The sequence below is a fragment of the Cupriavidus alkaliphilus genome (genome assembly GCF_900094595.1).
Classification (GTDB): domain Bacteria; phylum Pseudomonadota; class Gammaproteobacteria; order Burkholderiales; family Burkholderiaceae; genus Cupriavidus; species Cupriavidus alkaliphilus.
Map to the genome: position 1 here is coordinate 263,394 of NZ_FMAD01000009.1, position 16,808 is coordinate 280,201.

The 16,808-nt window shown below is 70.4% G+C and carries 17 protein-coding genes and 1 pseudogene; 11 read left to right on the forward strand and 7 right to left on the reverse strand.

Annotated features, from left to right (window positions below; all coding sequences use genetic code 11):
- The first annotated feature begins 36 nt into the window (after positions 1-36).
- The 5 genes from GA0116996_RS19950 (at position 37) to GA0116996_RS19970 (ending at position 6,610) form a co-directional block, all read left to right on the forward strand.
- Positions 37-561 carry a DUF2271 domain-containing protein gene (locus GA0116996_RS19950; protein ID WP_092315074.1) on the forward strand — a complete coding sequence of 175 codons (525 nt, stop codon included), beginning with the start codon at positions 37-39 and terminating at the stop codon, positions 559-561.
- A gap of 18 nt (positions 562-579) precedes the next feature.
- Positions 580-1,419, forward strand: a complete 840-nt coding sequence (locus GA0116996_RS19955; protein WP_092315076.1) for a DUF4198 domain-containing protein — start codon at positions 580-582, stop codon at positions 1,417-1,419.
- A 14-nt stretch (positions 1,420-1,433) separates the two neighbouring features.
- Positions 1,434-2,441 (forward strand): FAD:protein FMN transferase, encoded by a 1,008-nt coding sequence (locus tag GA0116996_RS19960; protein ID WP_244159921.1) that lies wholly within the window; start codon positions 1,434-1,436, stop codon positions 2,439-2,441.
- Between the two features lie 11 nt (positions 2,442-2,452).
- A complete protein-coding gene (locus GA0116996_RS19965; protein WP_092315126.1) occupies positions 2,453-4,036 on the forward strand; it encodes a sulfite reductase subunit alpha in 1,584 nt (527 codons plus the stop codon).
- Positions 4,037-4,171: 135 nt separating this feature from the next.
- Positions 4,172-6,610, forward strand: a complete 2,439-nt coding sequence (locus GA0116996_RS19970) for a penicillin acylase family protein (RefSeq protein ID WP_092315080.1) — start codon at positions 4,172-4,174, stop codon at positions 6,608-6,610.
- Positions 6,611-6,710: 100 nt separating this feature from the next.
- Here GA0116996_RS19970 and GA0116996_RS19975 read toward each other — a convergent pair whose 3' ends face one another.
- The gene (locus tag GA0116996_RS19975) at positions 6,711-7,388 is read right to left on the reverse strand and encodes a type 1 glutamine amidotransferase domain-containing protein (RefSeq protein WP_092315082.1); all 678 of its coding nucleotides are present in this window, start codon (positions 7,386-7,388) and stop codon (positions 6,711-6,713) included.
- Between the two features lie 96 nt (positions 7,389-7,484).
- Between GA0116996_RS19975 and GA0116996_RS19980 the strand changes: the two genes are divergently transcribed.
- Positions 7,485-8,477, forward strand: a complete 993-nt coding sequence (locus tag GA0116996_RS19980) for a LysR family transcriptional regulator (RefSeq protein ID WP_243419702.1) — start codon at positions 7,485-7,487, stop codon at positions 8,475-8,477.
- Here GA0116996_RS19980 and GA0116996_RS19985 read toward each other — a convergent pair.
- Positions 8,464-9,156 carry an SDR family NAD(P)-dependent oxidoreductase gene (locus GA0116996_RS19985; RefSeq protein ID WP_092315086.1) on the reverse strand — a complete coding sequence of 231 codons (693 nt, stop codon included), beginning with the start codon at positions 9,154-9,156 and terminating at the stop codon, positions 8,464-8,466. The genes GA0116996_RS19980 and GA0116996_RS19985 overlap by 14 nt on opposite strands.
- 182 nt (positions 9,157-9,338) lie before the next feature.
- On the reverse strand, positions 9,339-10,295 hold the full coding sequence (locus GA0116996_RS19990; protein WP_092315088.1) for a LysR family transcriptional regulator: 957 nt from the start codon (positions 10,293-10,295) through the stop codon (positions 9,339-9,341).
- A 218-nt stretch (positions 10,296-10,513) separates the two neighbouring features.
- On the opposite strand from GA0116996_RS19990, the gene GA0116996_RS19995 reads away from it, so the two are divergent.
- The 5 genes from GA0116996_RS19995 (at position 10,514) to GA0116996_RS20015 (ending at position 14,781) form a co-directional block, all read left to right on the forward strand.
- Entirely contained in the window at positions 10,514-11,461 is a 948-nt protein-coding gene (locus tag GA0116996_RS19995) for a hydroxymethylglutaryl-CoA lyase (protein WP_092315090.1), read from the forward strand.
- A gap of 20 nt (positions 11,462-11,481) precedes the next feature.
- Positions 11,482-12,636, forward strand: a complete 1,155-nt coding sequence (locus GA0116996_RS20000; RefSeq protein ID WP_092315128.1) for a CaiB/BaiF CoA transferase family protein — start codon at positions 11,482-11,484, stop codon at positions 12,634-12,636.
- 70 nt (positions 12,637-12,706) lie between these two features.
- Positions 12,707-13,696: a tripartite tricarboxylate transporter substrate binding protein gene (locus GA0116996_RS20005; protein ID WP_092315092.1), complete on the forward strand. Its 990-nt coding sequence runs from the start codon at positions 12,707-12,709 to the stop codon at positions 13,694-13,696.
- A 90-nt stretch (positions 13,697-13,786) separates the two neighbouring features.
- Positions 13,787-14,311 carry a gamma carbonic anhydrase family protein gene (locus tag GA0116996_RS20010; RefSeq protein WP_092315094.1) on the forward strand — a complete coding sequence of 175 codons (525 nt, stop codon included), beginning with the start codon at positions 13,787-13,789 and terminating at the stop codon, positions 14,309-14,311.
- Positions 14,312-14,400: 89 nt separating this feature from the next.
- Entirely contained in the window at positions 14,401-14,781 is a 381-nt protein-coding gene (locus GA0116996_RS20015; protein ID WP_092315130.1) for a DUF427 domain-containing protein, read from the forward strand.
- Here the strand turns inward: GA0116996_RS20015 and GA0116996_RS20020 are convergent.
- From GA0116996_RS20020 to GA0116996_RS20035, 4 genes and pseudogenes are all read right to left on the reverse strand, one after another.
- The gene (locus tag GA0116996_RS20020) at positions 14,778-15,128 is read right to left on the reverse strand and encodes a hypothetical protein (protein WP_092315096.1); all 351 of its coding nucleotides are present in this window, start codon (positions 15,126-15,128) and stop codon (positions 14,778-14,780) included. The two genes, GA0116996_RS20015 and GA0116996_RS20020, sit on opposite strands and share 4 nt — an antisense overlap.
- Positions 15,129-15,133: 5 nt before the next feature.
- Positions 15,134-15,553, reverse strand: a complete 420-nt coding sequence (locus GA0116996_RS20025) for a cupin domain-containing protein (RefSeq protein WP_092315098.1) — start codon at positions 15,551-15,553, stop codon at positions 15,134-15,136.
- A 100-nt stretch (positions 15,554-15,653) separates the two neighbouring features.
- Positions 15,654-16,472: a GntR family transcriptional regulator gene (locus GA0116996_RS20030; protein ID WP_092315100.1), complete on the reverse strand. Its 819-nt coding sequence runs from the start codon at positions 16,470-16,472 to the stop codon at positions 15,654-15,656.
- A gap of 90 nt (positions 16,473-16,562) precedes the next feature.
- Positions 16,563-16,808: pseudogene (locus tag GA0116996_RS20035) on the reverse strand (allantoinase); the annotation flags it as partial.

The window sequence follows — 16,808 nt, forward strand, 5'->3', positions numbered from 1 at the left end:
CTGTTTCCTGCATCTCACTGACGAGGTTTCTCCGATATGCGCCGACTGCTCTCCGTCTCCCTGACCGGCATGGCCGCCGTGCCGCTGGCCGGCCCCGCGCTGGCCGCGGACCTGAACGTCAAGGTCGACATCCCGCGCCTGACCGTGGCCGAGTACCACCGCCCCTATGTGGCGATGTGGGTCGAGCGCGCCGACCAGAGCCCGGTGCAGACCCTGGCGGTCTGGTACGACGGCAAGCTCAAGGACGGCGAGGGCACCAAATGGCTCAAGGACATGCGCCAGTGGTGGCGCAAGGCCGGCCGCGACCTGCACATGCCGGCCGACGGCATCTCCGGCGCCACGCGCGCGCCGGGCGAGCACAGCGTGCGCTTCAGCGACGGCAAGGCGCCGTTGGGCAAGCTGCCCGCCGGCGACTACCAGCTGGTGGTGGAGGCTGCGCGTGAAGTGGGCGGGCGCGAGTTGCTGCGCGTGCCGTTCACGTGGCCGCCGCAATCGGCACAGACTGCCCGCGCCAAGGGCGAACACGAACTCGGCGGCGTCACCGTCGACCTGAAGCCTTAACCTTCCCGGAGCCCGACCATGAAACCTTCCCTGATGTCCGCCGCATCTTCCCGCCTGGCGGTGCGCGCCGCTGTCCTGGCCCTGGCCGCGCTCGCGCCGCTGGCCGCGCACGCGCATCGGCAGTGGCTGTTGCCGTCGGCCACCGTGCTGTCCGGCAGCGATCCGTGGGTCACCGTCGACGCCGCCGTCTCGAACGACCTGTTCTACTTCGAACATGTGCCGATGCGGCTCGACAACCTGCAGGTGACCGCCCCCGACGGCAGCGCGGTCAAGGCCCAGAACGCGGCCACCGGCAAGTACCGCAGCACCTTCGACCTGCACCTGACCCAGCCCGGCACGTATCGCGTGGCGGTGGTCAACAACGGCCTGTTCGCCAGCTACAAGCTCGACGGCCAGCCCAAGCGCTGGCGCGGCAGCGCCGAGAATTTCGCCAAAGAGGTTCCGGCCAACGCGCAGGACCTGCAGGTCACGCAGGCCGAGGGCCGCATCGAATCCTTCGTCACCGCCGGCAAGCCCAGCGACAAGGGCCTGCGCGCCGTCGGCCGCGGCCTGGAGCTGGCGCCGATCACGCACCCGAACGACCTGGTCGCCGGCGACACCGCCAGCTTCCGCCTGCTGCTCGACGGCAAGCCCGCCAGCAACCTGAAGGTGGCGGTGGTGCCGGGCGGCATCCGCTACCGCGACCAGCTGCAGGAATTCAGCGCCACCACCGACGCCGACGGCAAGTTCAGCGTCAAGTGGCCGGCCGCGGGCATGTACTGGATGGAAGCCGAGGTCAAGGACGACAAGACCACCTTCAAGCAGGCCAAGTCGCGCCGCGCCGTCTATGCGGTGACGGTGGAAGTGCTGCCGCAATAAGCCGGTTGCATGGCGTGAACCGCGTCCTGGTACCCGTTGCGCTGAGCGCGCCTCCCGCGCCGCCGCCCGCCGGTGCGCGCCTGCTGCGCTGGGGCGGGCCCACCATGGGCACGAGCTGGTCGGTGGCGGCGCTGCTGCCGCCGCAGGCGGATGCTGGCGCCATCGCCGCCGGCATCGGCGCGGTGCTCGAGCGCGTGATCGCGCAGATGAGCAACTGGGAAGCGGACTCCGACCTGAGCCGGTTCAACCGCGCGCCGGCGGGCAGCTGGCACGCCTTGCCGGCAGACTGCTTCGCGGTGCTGCGGACCGCATTGCAGGTGGCACGCGACAGCGGCGGCGCCTATGACCCGAGCGCGGGACCGCTGGTCGACCTGTGGGGCTTCGGCCCGGCCCCGGCGCGCCGCGCGCCGCCGTCGCCAGACGACGTACAGGCCGCGCGCGCCCGTTGCGGCTGGGCCCGCATCGAAACCGATGCCGCGGGCGGGCGCGCCCGCCAGCCGGGCGGCGTGGCGCTGGACTTCTGTGCCATCGCCAAGGGCTTCGCTGTCGACGCGGTGGCGCGCTACCTGTGCGCACAGGGGCTGGACCATCACCTCACCGAGATCGGCGGCGAACTGCGCGGCCATGGGGTCAAGCCCGATGGCATGCCGTGGTGGGTCGCGCTGGAAGCGCCGCCGGGGCCGGGCAGCGATGGCGCGCAGCAAACGCTGGTGGCGCTGCACGGGCTGTCGGTGGCCACCTCCGGCGACTACCGTCGCTACTTCGACAGCGAAGGCCGCCGCTATGCCCATACCATCGATCCGCGCACCGGCTACCCGGCCAGCCACGCGCTGGCCTCGGTCACGGTAATCCACCCGCAGTGCATGCTGGCCGATGCGCTGTCCACCGCGCTGACCGTGCTGGGCCCCGAGGCCGGCATGGCGCACGCGCGCCGCCACGGCATTGCCGCGCGCTTCCTGGTGCGCACCGCGGACGGCTTTCTCGAGCATCATTCGCCGGCCTTTGCCGCGATGCTGGCATGAGCGGCAGCACGATGTCGTCCGCCATTGCCGGCGCTGGCTGGCTTGCCGTGGCCGGCGGCGTTGCGTTGTCCGTGCTCGGGCCATCGCGCATGGCCATGGCCGCCGGGGTGGCCGCCGCGTACGCCGGGTTCTGCGGCGCGGTGGTGGCCCATCACCGCCAGCGGCGCGCGAAGGTGGCGGCGCTGGCGGGCACGGACGACGGCGCGACGCTGGTGGTCTATGCCAGCCAGACCGGGTTTGCCGAACAACTGGCGCTGCAGACCGCCACCGCGCTGCAGGGCGCGGGCCTGCCGGTGCAGCTGCTGTCGCTGGCCGAGGTCGATGGCCGGCGCCTGCAAGCGTGCCGCCAGGCGTTGTTCGTGGTCAGCACCACCGGCGAGGGCGACGCCCCCGACAGCGCCTCGGGCTTCGCCCGCCGCCTGCTGGCGGGCGCCGATGGCCTGCAGCGGCTGCGCTACGGCATCCTTGCGCTTGGCGACAGCAGCTACGCGCGCTTCTGCGCCTTCGGCCATGCGCTGGAGGGCTGGCTGCAGCGCCAGCGCGCGCAGCCGCTGTTCGACCTGATCGAAGTCGACAACGGCGACGCCGGCGCGCTGCGCCACTGGCAGAACCACCTGTCGGCGCTGAGCGGCGGCGCCGAGATCGCCGACTGGGAGCGCCCGCGCTACGAGCACTGGCGGCTGGCGCAGCGCCATTACCTGAACCCCGGCAGCCAGGGCGCGCCGGCCTTCCATCTGGTGCTGGCGCCACCGGACGGCGCGGCGCCGGACTGGCAGGCCGGCGACATTGCCGAGATCGGCCCGTGCCATGCGCCGGCCGAAGTCGACCGGCTGCTGGCGCAGCTTGGCCTGGATGGCGCCACCCCGGTGCGTTGCGATGGCGCCGACACCACCCTGGCCGCGGCCATGGCCACGCGCATGCCGCTGCCCGCACCGCATCTTGCCGCGATGCAGGGCGTCGCGCCGCAGCAGCTGGTGGATGCGCTGGCGCCGCTGCCGCATCGCGAATATTCGATCGCCTCGCTGCCGCGCGACGGCAGGCTCGAGCTGCTGGTGCGCCAGACCCGCCACGACGATGGCCGCTTGGGCCTCGCCTCGGGCTGGCTGACCGGACACGCCGCGGTGGGCAGCCGCATCGCGCTGCGCATCCGCGCCAATCGCAGTTTCCATCCGCCGGCCGACGACCGGCCGCTGATCCTGGTCGGCAACGGCACCGGGCTGGCCGGGCTGCGGGCCCAGCTCAAGGCGCGCGCCGCGGCCGGGCGGCGGCGCAACTGGCTGCTGTTCGGCGAGCGCTCGGCGCGGCATGACGCGTTCTTTGCCGGGGAACTGGCCGGCTGGCTGGCGGACGGCACGCTGGCGCGTGCGGACCACGCCTGGTCGCGCGACGGCGGCGCGCCGCGCTACGTGCAGGACGCCCTGCGCCTGCACGCGGATGGCGTGCGGCAATGGGTGGCAGACGGCGCGGCCATCTATGTCTGCGGCAGCCTGCAGGGCATGGCCGGCGGCGTCCATGACGCGCTGGCGGAAATCCTGGGCGAGGACGCGCTGCGCCGCCTGGCCGACGACGGCCGCTACCGGCGCGACGTCTACTAGGCATCCGGGCCGCCGATCTCCGCACGCCACGCAGCGTGCGGAGATCGGCCGCGGCGCTCGCGCGCCGGCCGGCCATGCACTATCTTCGGTGTGAACTGCAAGACATCTGCAGCCATCACAACACGAGGAGACCTGATGTTACGCACCCCCCGCCGCCTGGCCGCTGCGCTGGCGCTGCTCGCCACCGCCCTGCCTGCCGCCATCCCGGCCGCCATGGCCGAAGCGCCCGCCCGCCAACACACCTTCGCCGTGCCCGGCCTGGAAAAGCCCGCCAGCGTGCTGGTCGACCGCTGGGGCGTGCCGCATATCTATGCCGGCACGCTCTACGACGCCTTCTATGTGCAGGGCTTCATGGCCGCGCGCGACCGCCTGTGGCAGATCGACCTGTGGCGCAAGCGCGGGCTAGGCGAGATGGCCAAGGACTTCGGCCCGGCCTATGCCGACGGCGACCGCATGGCGCGCGCGGTGCTGTTCCGCGGCGACATGTACCGCGAATGGCTGGCCTACGGCAGCGACGCCAAGCGCGTGGCCGAGGCCTTTGTCGCGGGGGTGAACGCCTACGTGGCGCTGACCGAGCAGAAGCCCGAGCTGCTGCCGCCGGAATTCCGCAAGCTCAACTACAAGCCGGCGCGCTGGCAGGCCGAAGACATCGTGCGCATCCGCCACCACGGCCTGACCCTGAACTTCACCGGCGAGATCGATCGCGCCCGCCTCTACTGCGAAGCCAAAACCCAGGCCGCGCGCGCCGACTGGCTGCGGCGCGAACTCGACCCGCAGATCGAACCGAAGCTCAACCCCGGCATCGACCCCTGCACCGTGCCCGCGGCCGAACTGCGCCGCGCCTACGAACTGGCCACCGCCGCCGCGCGCTTCCCGAAGGAAGCCTGGGGCGACGGGCGGGCCGCCGGCATCCCGCTGGACCAGCTCTACGCCGTGGTCGATGCCAACAGCGATACCGGCCGCAGCCTGGGCTCGAACAACTGGGTCATCGGCGGCAAGCGCACCACCACCGGCCGGCCGATCCTGGCCAACGATCCGCACCGCTCGCACGGCGCGCCCAGCCTGCGCTACATCAGCCACCTGAATGCGCCGGGGATGTCGGTGATCGGCGCGGGCGAGCCGTTCCTGCCGGGCATCTCGATCGGGCACAACGGCACCATCGCCTTTGGCCTGACGCGCTTTTACATGGATCAGGAAGACCTGTACGGCTACGAGCTGAACCCGGCCAACCCGCGCGAGTACAAGTACAAGGGCCGCTGGGAGCCGATGGAGACCATCACCGAAGAGATCGCGGTCAAGGGAGAGCCCGCGCCGCGCAAGGTCACGCTCGACTTCACCCGCCACGGCCCGGTGCTGGTGTCCGGGTCCGGGCACGCATGGGCGCTGCGCGCCGCGTGGCTGGACCACGGCATGGCGCCGTACTTCGGTTCGATGGACTACATGCGCGCGCGCAACTGGGACCAGTTCCGCGCCGCCATGAACCGCTGGGGCGCACCGGGCGAGAACCAGGTCTATGCCGACACGAGCGGCAATATCGGCTGGATCCCGGGCGGGCTGACCGTCAAGCGTCCCAACTGGGACGGCCTGACGCCGGTGGCCGGCGACGGCCGCTATGAATGGGCCGGCTACCGCAACATGGACGAGCTGCCGTGGGCCTACAACCCGGCGCCCGGCTATATCGTCACCGCCAACGAAAACAACATCCCGCCCGAGCACCCGGCCGCGAAGCTGGGCGTGGGCTACGAATGGAGCGACAGCTCGCGCGCGCGTCGCCTGAAGGCGGTGGTCGGCGCCAATCCGCGCAGCTCGGTGCAGGATTCGATGGCGTGGCAGAACGACACCGTGTCGCTGCCGGCGCAGCGCGTGGTGGCGCTGTTGCAGGACGTGCGCAGCGACGACGCGCAGCTGGCGCGCGGGCTTGATTTGCTGCGCGGCTGGAACGGCAACGAGCGCGCCGACAGTGCCGCCGCGGCGCTGTTCGAGGTGTGGTTCAGCAAGCACCTGCGCCAGGCCGTGGTGCGCGCCGCGCTGCCGCCCGAAGCCGCGCGCCTGGTCGGCGCCGGCGATGCCGCGCGCGTGGTGGCGGTGCTGGAGCAGCCCGGGCCCTGGATGCCGCCGGAGCGCCGCAACGCGGTGATGCTCGAATCGCTGAAGGCCGCGATGGCCGAGGTCGAAGCCAGACTCGGCCCGGACCCGCGCGCCTGGCAATGGGGCAAGCTCCACACCGCCGTGTTCACGCATCCGATGGACCCGATCCTGAGCGATGCCGAACGCCTGCAGTTCAACGTCGACGCGGGCCCGGTCGGCGGTTCGGCCTTCACGCCGATGAACACCAGCTACCGCAATACGGATTTCCGCCTGACCGCGGGCGCGTCGTTCCGCATGGTGCTGGACGTCGGCAACTGGGACGCCTCGCGCGTGATCAACACGCCGGGGCAGTCGGGCAACCCCGCCAGCCCGCACTACCGCGACCTGGCGCCGCTGTGGGCCAAGGGGGAGTATTTCCCGCTGGTCTATACGCGCAAGGCGGTGGAGAAGGCGAGCAGGGAGAGGGTGGAGCTGGTGCCGCAGTAATCCTCGAGCCTGCCAAATCCCGGTTGTGTACTCCCTCTCCCCGCTTGCGGGAGAGGGAGCAAACCGGCAGCGGATCGAACGCCGCAGGTGGCCGCAGGCCTTACTTCAACAACCCCAACACCGCCTCCGCCCCCGCCTCGGACGACGCCGGGTTCTGCCCGGTCACCAGCCGCCCGGCCACTGCCACGTGGCTGGCCCAGTCGTCCCCGCGCGTAAACCGCCCGCCGCTGGCCTTGAGCACATCCTCGACCAGGAACGGCACCACTGCAGTCAACTGCACGGCCTCTTCCTCGCTGTTGGTAAAGCCGGTGACTTCCTTGCCCTTCACCAGCGGCTGCCCGTCCGCGCCCTTGACATGCCGCAGCACCCCCGGCGCATGGCACACCGCACCCACCGGCTTGCCCAGCCGGTCGAACTGCTCGATCAGCGCGATCGAACGCTTGTCCTCGGCCAGGTCCCAAAGCGGGCCATGCCCGCCGGGATAGAACACCGCGTCGAAGTCCTCGGCCTTCACCTGGTCCAGCGTCAGCGTGCTGGCCAGCGCCTGCTGCGCGGCACGATCGCTGCGAAAGCGCCGCGTCGCATCGGTCTGCGCATCCGGGTCATCGCTCTTGGGGTCGATCGGCGGCTGGCCGCCCTTGGGCGAAGCCAGCGCAATGTCGGCGCCGGCGTCCTTGAAGACGTAGTACGGCGCGGCGAATTCCTCCAGCCAGAAGCCGGTCTTCTTGCCGGTATTGCCGAGCTGGTCGTGCGAGGTCAGCACCATCAGGATTTTCATGTGGGTTCTCCGGTTTGCGTCCACGGTCGGCCGGGCAGTCCCGGCATTGGCAACATCCTACGCAGCTGGCTATGATTCGAAAACTTCGAATCTTCGATGCCTGCCATCCAAAAAATGAATATCGCCGGCAAGGACCTGAACCTGCTCTACGTCTTCCATGTGCTTTACCAGGAGGGCAACGCCTCGCGCGCGGCGGCGCGCATGGCGCTGAGCCAGCCGGCGCTGAGCCACAAGCTCAACCGGCTGCGCGACGAACTGGGCGACCCGCTGTTCGTGCGCGCGCCGCGCGGCCTGACGCCGACACCGCGCGCGCATGCGCTGGCGCCGCAGGTGCAGCGGCTGGTGGCGGACCTGGATGCGTTCTACGACGCCTGCGACGGCCGCGATTTCCTCGCCCGCAGCGAGGCCGTCCACATCTACACCACCGATTACATGGAGCAGCTGCTGCTGCCGGCGCTGTTGCCGCGCCTGCGCCGCGACGCGCCGGGGGTGGTGCTGGTCACGCACAACACGCGCGGCGAGCTGCCGCGCGAGGAACTGGAGAAGGGCACCTGCGACCTGGCGATCGCCGGCTTCTATGAGAACCTGCCCGACACCTTCCACCAGCAGCGGCTGGGCAGCGAAGACTTCGTGGTGCTGGCCTCGCGCACCAATCCGCGCATCGCGGACGGCCTGGACCTGGACGCCTTCCTGGCGTGCGAGCACCTGCTGACCACGCTGACCGGCGACCTCAACGGCGTGGTCGACCGGGCACTGGCGCGGCTGGGACACCGGCGCACGGTGGTGGCGGGTTTGTCGAGCTTCCTGGCGCCGAGCCGGCTGGTGCGCGGCTCGGCCCTGTTGCTGACCTGCCTGCGCTCGGTCGCGCAGGAAGCGGTGGCGCGCGATCCTGACCTGGTGATGCTGCCGGTGCCGTTCGCGCTGCCGCGGGTCGACATGATGCAGATCTGGCATGCGCGCACCGATGCCGACCGGCTGCGGCGCTGGCTGCGCCAGCAGATCCAGGAAGCGGCCAGCGTGCTTGGCGCCGCCTCACCCGCCACAACCCCCGCATCCGCCGCGCGCCGGCCGCGCGTCAGGCGCGGTTGACCACCGGCAGCAGCGCGCCGTGGACGGCGCGTGCCGCGTCCGACGCCAGGAACAGGATCACCTCGGCCAGCGCGTCCAGGCCGACCCAGCGCGAGCTGTCCGCATCCGGCATGGCCTGGCGGTTCTCGGGCGTATCGAGGATGCTGGGCAGCACCGCGTTGACGCGGATGCCCTGGTCGCGCAGCTCGGCCGACATCGATTCGGTCACGCGCGCCAGCGCATCCTTCGAGGCGCAATAGGCGCCCATCTGCGCCAGCCCGCGCGCCGCCGAATTGGCGCCGACATTGACGATGGCGCCGCCGCCCGCGGCCAGCATGTGCGGCACTACCGCGCGCGCCATGTTCAGCACCGTGCCCACGTTCATGTCGAACAGCCGGTTCCAGTCGGCAGCGCTGGTCTCGTGGATGCCCGTGCCCATGGCAAAGCCGCCGGCGAGGTTGCACACCACGTCGATGCGCCCGCACGCCTGCACAGCCTGGTCGATGGCCTGGCCGAGACTATCCGCATCGAGCAGGTCGGCCTGCAGCGCCAGGTGGCCGCTGCCGGTCTCCGGCAACGGTGCGTCATGGCGATCCAGCACCACCACGCGCGCGCCTGCCTGCGCGAAGGCGTGCGCGACCGCGCGCCCGAGGTTGCCGCTTGCGCCGGTGACCAGTACGTTCTTGCCGTTGAAGTTCATTTGCATGCTCCTGCGCCGTGGCGGCGCGCATTGTCGTGATCCGGGCTTCGCCCGGCCTGTCCTGTCCAACCATCGTGGCCGGCGGCGAAAAACGCAAGCCAGTCTACGCAACGGCGCGCAACATAAGCTTACGAAAACGCCTCGGGGTAACCCTCGAAACGCACAGGAAGTTGCGCGCCGACTTACCGCCTGCGCCGTGCCCGTGCCGGCGCAGGCGCTGGCGCGGCGTCCGCCGCCTCCTTCGCCGCGGCGTCTTCCAGGAATTGCACCAGCAGCTGCGCCGCGGGCGACAGCAGCGCGAAGTCGCGGCAGCAGATCGCAAAGCGCCGGCGCGCCCAGTCGTCGCGCAGCGGGATCACGCGCAGGCCGAAGGCCGTGGCCACGAGCGTGGCGATCTCGGCCGGGATGATGACGATGCCGAGTTCCGCGCGCACGCAGCGCAGCGCCGCGTCGAAGGTCGACACCACGGCGCGATGCGCCATGCGGCGGCCCAGGATCGCCGCATAGCGCGCCAGCATGATCTGCACCGCGGTCTGCGCCGGCATGGCGATCTGGTCATAGTCGAGCGTGTCTTCGAACCGGCAGCTGTCCGCGCGCGCCAGCGGGTGCCCGGGATAGACCACCGCGGCGAGGTGATCGGCGCGGTACGGGCGGGTCTGGAAGCCCTCCAGGTCCGCGGCGTCCCAGCAGATGCCCAGCGGCGCGGTACCGTCGCGCAGCGCGCGCACCACCTCGCTGCTCAGGCTCTCTTCGATCGTTACGCGCACGTCGCGGTGAGCCGGCAGCTGCATGAAGGCGGCGATGTCGTCCGGCAGCGATTCCGCCATGGTCGATACCGTGGCCAGCAGCCGCACCTGCCCGCGCACGCCCGAGCCGTAGTCGGCCATGTCGCGCGTGACGCGGTCGGCCGCGGCCAGCATGGCGCGCGCATGCGCCAGCACGATCTCGCCCGCGGGGGTAGGGATGACGCCGCGGCGGCGGCGTTCCAGCAGCGTGGTCCCGACGGTTTCCTCCAACTGCGCCAGGCGCTTGCTGATGGCGGAAGCGACGATGTGTTCCTGCTCGCCGGCGCGCGCCATGTTGCGGGTTTCGCAGACGGCGACGAACAGGCGCAGCGTGGTGAGGTCGAGGTCTCGCATAAGTGGGGGCGGCAGTGTTTCCGGATTGGAATGCTACGCCTGTTGCCGGCGCGGCAATGTCGCGTCCGGGAAATCCCGGGGCCGGGCCAGGCGCAGGCGGGTGACTTTCCGTTTCGGCATGTTCTGCTTGGCAAATCATCGTTTCAGCTTCCGCGCAGAAACTCTTAGAGTTCTCCCATCGCTCCCACCGAGGGATCCAACGCCCGTCCCGCAGAACCATGACCCAACTCTTCCCCAGCCAAGCCGTGATCCGCGAAGTCGGTCTGCGCGACGGCCTGCAGAGCATCCGCACCATCCTGCCCACCGCCAGCAAGCTCGCATGGATCCGCGGCGCCCACGCCGCCGGCCTGCGCGAGCTGGAAGTCGGTTCCTTCGTCCCCGCGCGCCTGCTGCCGCAACTGGCCGATACCGCCGAGCTGGTCGCCTTCGCGCGCACGCTGCCGGGCTTGTTCACGTCGGTGCTGGTGCCCAACCTGCGCGGCGCGCAGGACGCGCTCGACAGCGGCGCCGACCTGCTGATCGTGCCGCTGTCGGCCAGCCATGCGCACAGCCTGGCCAACCTGCGCAAGACGCCCGATGAAGTCGTCGCCGAAGTGGCGCGCATCCGCGCCGCGCGCGATGCCAGCGGCGCCAGGACGCTGATCGAAGGCGGCGTCGGCACGGCGTTCGGCTGCACGCTGCAGGGCCATGTCGATGCGCAAGAAGTGCTGCGGCTGATGCAGGCGCTGCTCGATGCCGGCGCCGACCGCGTCAGCCTGGCCGATACCGTCGGCTATGCCGATCCGCGCATGGTGCGCGAGCTGTTCGGGCGGGCCGTCGATATCGCCGGCGAGCGCTTCTGGTGCGGCCATTTCCACGACACGCGCGGGCTCGGGCTGGCTAATGTCTATGCCGCGCTCGACGCCGGCGTGACCCGCTTCGACGCCTGCCTGGCCGGCATCGGCGGCTGCCCGCATGCGCCCGGCGCCAGCGGCAACGTGGCCACCGAAGACCTGGCCTACCTGCTCGGCAGCATGGGCATCGAGACCGGCATCGATATCGCACGCCTGCTGGCGCTGCGCGCGGACGTGGCCGGCTGGCTGCGCGACGAGACCCTGCACGGCACGCTGTGGCGCGCCGGCCTGCCCAAGACCTACGCGGCCCGCCCCGCGGCCATCGCTGCCTGAGACAAGAGATGACCCAAGAGATGACCCAAGACAGCAGCAAGTCCCTGCCGCTCGCCGGCGTGCGCGTGGTCGAATTCACGCACATGGTGATGGGCCCCACCTGCGGCATGATCCTGGCCGACCTGGGCGCCGAAGTCGTCAAGGTCGAGCCTCCCGGCGGCGACAAGACGCGCAACCTGCCGGGTTTGGGCATCGGCTTCTTCCGCGCCTTCAACCGCAACAAGAAGAGCGTGGTGCTCGACATCACCACCGACGCGGGCCGCGCCGCCGCGGCGGAACTGGCGGGCCAGAGCGACATCCTGCTGGAGAACTTCCGCCCCGGCCTGATGCAGAAGCTGGGACTGGACTACGCCACGCTGTCGCGCGACTACCCGCACCTGATCTATGTGTCGCACAAGGGCTTCCTGCCGGGCCCGTACGAGCACCGGCTGGCGCTGGACGAAGTGGTGCAGATGATGGGCGGCCTGTCCTACATGACCGGCCCCAGCGGCCGGCCGCTGCGCGCCGGCACCTCGGTCAACGACATCATGGGCGGCATGTTCGGCGCCATCGGCGTGCTGGCCGCGCTGCGCGAGCGCGACCGCACGGGCAAGGGGCAGGAGATCCAGAGCGCGCTGTTCGAGAACTGTGTGTTCCTGGCCTCGCAGCATATGCAGCAATACGCGATGACCGGCGAGCCGCCGCCGCCGATGCCGTCGCGCGTGTCGGCGTGGAGCGTGTATGACGTGTTCACGCTGGCGCAGGACGAACAGCTCTTTATCGGCGCGGTCAGCGACAAGCAGTTCGTCACGCTGTGCCACGTGCTGGAACATCCGGAGCTGATCGACAAGCCGGAATACGCCAGCAACACCTCGCGCGTCGCGGTGCGGCCGCAACTGCTGGAAGAGCTCGGCGCGATCCTGCGCCACCATCGCTCTGCCGATCTGGCGCCCAGGCTTGAAGCCGCCGGCATTCCCTATGCACCGATCGTGCGCCCGGACCAGCTGCTCGACGATCCGCACCTTCTCGCCAGCGGCGGGCTGGTGCCGATGCAGGCGGACGACGGCTCGACCACGCCCACCGTGCTGCTGCCGCTGCTGATGGGCGGCCGCCGCCCCGGCGTGCGCGGCCCGCTGCCCCGCGCCGGCGAGCACAACGAAGAAATCCTGGCACGGCTCGGCAAAGGCCGCGGCTGAGGCGGCTGACGGGCAAGCCGCGCTACAGCGGCGCCAGCAAAGCCCTACGATAACGAAACGGAGACAAAGCATGCAACGTCGTACCCTGCTCAAGTCTGCGCTGGCACTTTCCGCCACGCTTGCCGCCGCACTCGCCGCCCCCGGCTTCGAAGCGCTCGCGCAGGGCGGACCGGGCAAGCCCGTGCGCCTGATCCTGCCGATCAGCGCCGGCTCCGGCGTCGACAATATCGCGCGCGCGGCCGGCCCGGCGCTGGGCAAGGCCTTCGGCCAGCCGGTGGTGATCGAGAACCTGCCCGGCGCCGGCGGCATCACCGGCGCTGCCGCGGTGGTCAAGGCGCAGCCCGACGGCAGCACGCTGGGGCTGGTGTCGAACAACCACGTGATCAACCCCAGCGTGTTCCGCACCATGCCGTTCGACGCGATCCGGGACGTGACTCCGATCAGCGTGATCGGCACCACGCCGCTGGTGCTGGTGGTCAATCCCAAGGTGCCGGCGAAGAACGTGAAGGAACTGGTGGCGCTGCTCAAGGCCAAGCCCGACAGCTACAACTACGCCTCGTCGGGCAACGGCACCATCCTCCACCTGGCGGGCGAGATGTTCCTGGACGAGGCCGGCGTCACGGCGCGCCATGTGCCGTACAAGGGCACCGGCCCGATGATCAACGACCTGCTGGCCGGACAGGTGGAGATGGGCGTGGTCGCGCTCAACGCGGTGGCGCCGCACCTGAAGGCGGGCACGCTGCGCGCCATCGGCCTGTGCGGAGACAAGCGCACCGCCGCCGCGCCCGACCTTGCCACCCTCGCCGAACAGGGTTTGCCGGGCTACAACGTCGCTGGCTGGTTCGCCGTCATCGGCCCCGCCGGCATGCCGGCGGCGGAAGTCAAGCGCACGCACGATGCCTTTGCCAAAGCCTTCACCTCGCCCGAAGTGCTGGAGGCGATGAAGAAGCAGGGCACCGTGATCGAGCCCGGCACGCCCGAGGCCGCGGCCGCGTTCTTCCGCAGCGAAGCCGCGCGCTATGCCGCGCTGGTGAAGAAGGCCAACGTCAAGGCCGAGTAAGCCGGACGGCTTCCTGCTTCCCGCCGCCGGCGCGACCGCTGCCTTGCCTGGCAGGCAGCGCTGGCGATCCATTGTCTTCCACCATCCATCATGACTCTCTACAAGCTTGGCGAGCTCTCGCCCGCCATCGCCGGCAGCGCTTTCGTCGCGGCCGAAGCCACCGTCATCGGCCGCGCCGAGCTGGCTGACCATGTGTCGGTCTGGCCCGGAGCCGTGATCCGTGCCGACAACGAACCGGTGACCATCGGCGCCGGCAGCAATATCCAGGAAGGTGCCGTGCTGCACACCGACCCCGGCTGTCCGCTCGTGCTCGGCGCCGGTGTGACGGTCGGGCACCAGGCCATGCTGCATGGCTGCACCGTGGGCGATGGCGCGCTGATCGGCATCCAGGCCGTGATCCTGAACAACGCCTCGATCGGCGCGGAATCGCTGGTTGCCGCCGGTGCGCTGGTGACCGAGGGCAAGCAGTTCCCGCCGCGCTCGCTGATCCTGGGCTCGCCCGCCAAGGCCGTGCGCGAACTGACCGATGACGAAGTGAAGAACCTGCGTGCCAATGCGCAGGACTATGTGCGCCGTGCCGCGCACTACCGCACGGCACTGGAGAAGGTCGGCTGAGCCGCCCATGGCGCGGCCCGGGGCCGTTGCGGCAAGCTGGCCGGCAAGCGCCTAGAATGTCCTGCATCCCGCCAATGCAGGAGCACGAGATGCCAGGCAAGCCCGTCAGGATCCCCGGCCCCGACCATCCCATCACCATCACGCCGACCGCCGGCAGGGTGGTGGTCAAGGTGGCCGGCATCACGATTGCCGACAGCGATGCGGCGCTGACCCTGCAGGAGGCGGACTATGCGCCGGTGCAGTACATCCCGCGCGCGCATGTCGACATGGCGCGGCTGGAGCGCAGCGCGCATGCCACCTACTGCCCGTACAAGGGCGACTGCAGCTACTTCTCCATTCCGGCCGGCGGCGAGCGCGCGCGCAACGCGGTGTGGAGCTATGAGTCGCCGTACGTTGCCGTTGCCGCCATCGGCGCGCTCCTGGCGTTTTATCCGGACCGTGTCGACAGCATCGAGATCATCGGGCCCTAAGTTTCGAGCGCCGCGTCGATCATCGCCGCGGCCAGGCCAATCACCAGTGCAATGGCCGAGGCGATAAAGCAGCGCACCGTCTTGCGGTACTCCGGCACCGCATCGTCCTCGACGCGCAGCGCGCGGAACAGCGCGACGATCTGCAGCACCACCGCGGCCAGCAGCGCCACCGCCGCCAGCAGCGAGCGCCAGTCCCATTCGCCCGGGCTTTCGAAGCCCCAGAAACGCCAGAACCCCAGCGAAAAGCCCAGCAGCACGGTGATCGCGGTGATGATGCCCTGGCGATAGCCGGTGGGCACCATTTGCGGCGTTGGCTTGGGGGATGCCGCTGGCTCGGGCGCGGTCATGGGTTTCAGCCCGGCGGCACCGGCATCTGCACCACGGCCAGCGTCGCGTCGGCGGGCCCGACCACCTTGCTGGCATGGCCCTTGCCGGTGGTGTCTTCGAGCAGCAGTCCGCTGCCTGTCGGCAGCGCCCGGCGCTCGCCATCGCTCGCCTCGAATTCCATCGCGCCGCCCAGCACGAAGATCCACATGCGCAACGGCGAGGGATGCGGTGCACCGACCCAGCCAGCGGGTACGACCAGGAAGCCGTGCCGGGCGGCTTCCTCCAGTGGCGATACCCAGAACGCACGAGCCGGCGGCGCGAACAGGCGTTCGGTGACGGCAACGGCAAGCGGCGCGAAGTGCGATTCGCCGGCCGCATCCGCATACAGCCGCGCGAACGCCAGCGGTGCCCGTCCGCTCGCGGCGGGCGGCTCGGTGGTGGCCATGATGGGACCTCCCCTGCGGCGCGGGGCGCGCCGCCTTGTCATGCAGCCAGTCTAGGCTGCCGCACGCGGAGTGCAATCCCGGGCCCCAGGCCTGCCGGTTTCAGCCCTTGCTGAAGATGCTGTAGAAGTCCGGCGCGCCGCTGTCCGGCATGCTTAAATCGAGTGAGCCTTCGATGTGCTCCAGGTGTTCCGCCATCAGCGCGCTGGCGCGCGCGGCATCGCGCTGTTCGATGGCGTCGATCAGCTGCCGGTGCTCATGCTCGGCGCAGGCGGGTGCGCCGGGGCGGTCGTACAGCGTGATGATCAGGCAGGTCAGCGACACCATCTCGCGGATCAGCTTTTCCAGGATGGCGTTGCCGGCCATCTCGGCCAGCAGGATATGGAACTCGCCCGACAGCCGGATCATTGCCGCGCGGTCGCCGCGGGCGCGCGCGTTGTCTTCTTCCATGGCATGGCGGCGCAGGCTGCGCACCTTGGCGGGCGTGGCGCGTTGTGCCAGTTCAGCGGCCAGCGCGGGCTCGACCACGCGGCGCGCCTGGAACACCTCGCGCGCTTCGTCCACGGTCGGGCTGGAGACAAAGGCGCCGCGGTTGGGCACCAGCGTCACCAGCTTCTCGTGCGCCAGGCGCGCAAACACCTGGCGGATGCGCGCACGGCTGGCGCCGGTCACTTCGCACAGCCGTTCCTCGACCAGCTTGGTGCCCGCCAGCAGGCGGTGCTCCATGATCGCGTAGAGCAGGCTCAGGTAGATCGCCTCGGTGGCCGACGCCTCGCTGGCGGCGCCTTCCTGGCCCGTCTCGTCGTCCGGGGCGGCATTGGCGGCAGCCTTTTGCATGGTTTTCGGGGCGGCCTTGGCGGCGGCGCGGCGCGGGGCTTTCGCGGCGGCGCCGGGCGCCGCCTTTTTCGATGTGGTTGCCATATCAGGGTACGGACATTCAGCCTGTCGCCGGAACTGGCGACGAAACACGGCTATATCGTACACAACTATGGCGACAGCGCGGCCGCGGGGTCAGGCCAGGACGGTTTCCCTGCAGGCAGCGCGCGCTTCGACAGGGGCTTCCCGCGCCTGGAACGGATGCACCTGTGCCCAGTGCCGGGCGATATCGACACGGCGGCAGATCCACACCTTGTCGTGCCCCTGCACGTAGTCGAGGAAGCGTTGCAGCGCGCGGAAGCGGCCCGGGCGGCCGAGCAGGCGGCAGTGCATGCCGATCGACAGCATCTTGGGGCTGTCCTGGCCGCTCGGGTCGCCTTC